The sequence below is a fragment of the Rhizobacter sp. P1_G5 genome (genome assembly GCF_056405435.1).
Window position 1 is genome coordinate 1 of the sequence record NZ_JBFUCB010000736.1, and the last position, 2,734, is coordinate 2,734.

The 2,734-nt window shown below is 75.5% G+C and carries 4 protein-coding genes; 1 reads left to right on the forward strand and 3 read right to left on the reverse strand.

What is annotated here, in order from left to right; translation table 11 throughout:
• Positions 1 to 1,234 (forward strand): HAD-IC family P-type ATPase (locus AC1D12_RS30250; RefSeq protein WP_477844941.1); only part of this gene is annotated, 1,234 nt, incomplete at its 5' end.
• On the opposite strand, the gene AC1D12_RS30255 is transcribed toward AC1D12_RS30250, so the two are convergent.
• From AC1D12_RS30255 to AC1D12_RS30265, 3 genes are all read right to left on the reverse strand, one after another.
• Positions 1,221 to 1,538 (reverse strand): chaperone modulator CbpM, encoded by a 318-nt coding sequence (locus AC1D12_RS30255; protein ID WP_477829177.1) that lies wholly within the window; start codon positions 1,536 to 1,538, stop codon positions 1,221 to 1,223. The genes AC1D12_RS30250 and AC1D12_RS30255 overlap by 14 nt on opposite strands.
• A 1-nt stretch (position 1,539) precedes the next feature.
• Positions 1,540 to 2,478, reverse strand: a complete 939-nt coding sequence (locus AC1D12_RS30260; RefSeq protein ID WP_477844942.1) for a DnaJ C-terminal domain-containing protein — start codon at positions 2,476 to 2,478, stop codon at positions 1,540 to 1,542.
• A 14-nt stretch (positions 2,479 to 2,492) separates the two neighbouring features.
• Positions 2,493 to 2,734 (reverse strand): hypothetical protein (locus AC1D12_RS30265; RefSeq protein ID WP_477844943.1); only part of this gene is annotated, 242 nt, incomplete at its 5' end.

Below are 2,734 nucleotides of genomic sequence, written 5' to 3' on the forward strand. Positions count from 1 at the left end.
GCTCGCCTGCTGCGCCGACGATGCCGGGCGCGCCGCGCTCGCGCAGCGTGCCGCCGTGTGGGCGGCGCAAGGCCTGCGCGTGATCGCGGTCGCGCATGCGCCGTGGCGCGAAGGCGAGCCGCGGCCGGTGCACGGCTTCGCGGCCGACGGGCTGATCGCCTTCCAGGACCCGCTGCGCGACGACGTGCCGCACGCGCTGGCGCAGTGCCGCGAGGCCGGCGTGCGCGTCGTGATGATCACCGGCGATGCGCCGGCGACCGCGTCGGCGATCGCGCGCCAGGCCGGCTTCGAGCGCTGGGACGGCGACGCGGTGTGCACCGGCGCCGCGCTGGCCGCGATGGACGACCGGGCCTTCGATGCGGCGGTCGGGCGCATCGCGGTGTATGCCCGCGTCAGCCCGGACCAGAAGCTGCGCATCGTGCAAGCGCTGCAGCGCCGCGGCGAGGTGGTCGCGATGACCGGCGACGGCGTCAACGACGGGCCGGCGCTGCGCGCCGCGGATGTCGGCGTCGCGATGGGGCAGCGCGGCACCGACGTGGCCCGCGAGGCCGCGGCGCTGGTGCTGCTGGACGATCGCTTCGCGTCGCTGGTCGATGCGGTGCGCGCCGGGCGCCGCATCTTCGCGAACCTGCAGCGTGCGGTCGGCTACCTGCTGGCGGTGCACCTGCCGATCGTCGGGCTGTCGCTGCTGCCGGTGCTTGGCGGCCCGGTGCTGCTGCTGCCGGTGCACGTCGTGCTGCTGGAGCTGATCATCGACCCGGCGTGTTCGCTGGTGTTCGAGGCCGAGCCGGCGGTGCGCCATGCGATGAAGGTGCCGCCGCGTCCGGCGGGCGCGGCGCTGTTCGGCCGCGGCGCGGTGCTGCGCGCGCTCGGGGTGGGCGCGGTGGCGCTGGGCGCCGTCGTCGCGGTGCAGGTGGCGGGCCGCTGGGCCGCCTTCTCGGACGAGGGTCTGCGCCTGGCGGGCCTGGCGACGCTGGCGGCGGGCAACCTCGCGATGCTGCAGTGGTTCCGCGGCGGACGCGATGCGCTGGCGGTGCGCAACGGCAGCTTCGACCTGCTGGTGCTGGGGGTCGCGGCGACCTTCTCGCTGCTGCTGCTGGTGCCGCAGCTCGCACGGCTGTTCGGCCTGCCGGTGCTGCCGGCCAGCGTGGTGCTGCCGCTGCTGGCGGTGCCGGCCGTGGTGTCGGGCTGGCGGCTTGCGCGGGGGAGGCGCCGCGCGCTCAGCGGGGCCTGAACGCGTCGAGCTGCCGCCGCAGCGCGTCGATCTCGTCGAGCAGCTGCAGCACCAGCGCCGTGCCGCCGGGACCGAGTTCCAGGTCTCGCGACAGGCGCAGCGCCTTGCGCGCGCGGGCCAGCTCGCTGCCGCTGAAACGCCAGCGCTCCGGCGCCTCGCCCTGCGGCGACAGCACGCCCTCGTCGACCAGCGCGACCAGCCGCTCGGGTTCGGTGCCGCAGACCTGCACCAGCTGCGTCAGCGTGAACTGGTGTGTCTCGTCGACGACGACCGCGTCGACGCTGATGGATTGCGCGTGTGCCATGTCAGCCCTCCAGTTCGCTGCGCGCATCGAACCCGCCGAACGCGCGGCCGAGCGCCGCATAGGCCTCGCGCTGCGCGTCGTTCGTGGCGGCCGGCACGCGCACCGCCAGCAGCACGTACAGGTCGCCCGGCGGCGTGCCCGGCAGCCCCTTGCCCTTCAGGCGCAGCCGCCGCCCGGCGGCCGAGCCGGCTGGCACCGTCAGCTCGATGCGGCCGTCCGGCGTGTGCACCGTGACGCTCGCACCGAGCGCGGCCTCCCACGGCGCGACCGGCAGCTCGAGCGTGACGTCGCGCCCGTCGATGCTGAACTGCGCGTGGGGTGCGATCTCGATCTCGAGGTACAGGTCGCCCGCCGGCCCGCCGCCGAGGCCCGGCGCGCCCTGGCCGGCCAGGCGCAGCTGCTGCCCGGTGCGCACGCCGCGCGGGATGTTGACCTCCAGCTGCCGCTCGCGGAACACGATGCGGCCGCTGTCGTCGGGCACCGGCGTGCGCAGCGACAGCGTGCGGCGCGCGCCGCGGTAGGCATCGGCGAGATCGATCACCACCTTGGCGTGGTGGTCGCTGCCGCCGGCGCGTGCGCTGCCGCGCGCGGCGCGGTGGTGGCGGCCGAACAGCGATTCGAAGAAGTCGCTGTAGTCCATCGGGTCGCCGGGCCCGGCATCGCGGCCGCTGAACTCGAAGCCGCTGTCCCAGCCGGGCGGCGGGTCGAAGCGCTCGCCGCTGCGGTGGCGCCGGCCGACCTCGTCGTAGGCGGCGCGCTTCTCGGGGTCCTGCAAGGCCTCGTAGGCCTCGGCCACGTCCTTGAAGCGGGCCTCGGCGTCGGGCTCCTTGCTGACGTCGGGGTGGTACTTGCGGGCCAGCTTGCGGTAGGCGCGCTTGATCTCGTCCTGCGTGGCGGTGCGCTCGACACCGAGCGCGGCGTAGTAGTCCTTGAACTCCATGGGGTGTGGGATCGTCAGTGCGTGGAAGGCGGGGAGGGCCGCAGTCTGCGCCAGGCCAGCGCGGCCAGCCACGCGAACTTCAAGACCCTGCGCAGCATGCGGGTTCGCCCGCTCGCGCCGGCGGGTGCGAGCGCGCCGCGCAGCACGCCGGCGGCCTGCCGGATGCGCAGGCGCTGCAGCCGTGCCTCCAGCTGCAGCAGGTCGCGGCGCTGCGCGAGCAGCTCGCGGTGGTTCATCGCGAGCCCGGCGCGAACGC

Bases quoted from the DNA above. Each gene is read 5' to 3' on its own strand.
- AC1D12_RS30255 (WP_477829177.1), bottom strand. From the start codon at position 1,538: ATGGCACACGCGCAATCCATCAGCGTCGACGCGGTCGTCGTCGACGAG.
- AC1D12_RS30260 (WP_477844942.1), bottom strand. From the start codon at position 2,478: ATGGAGTTCAAGGACTACTACGCCGCGCTCGGTGTCGAGCGCACCGCC.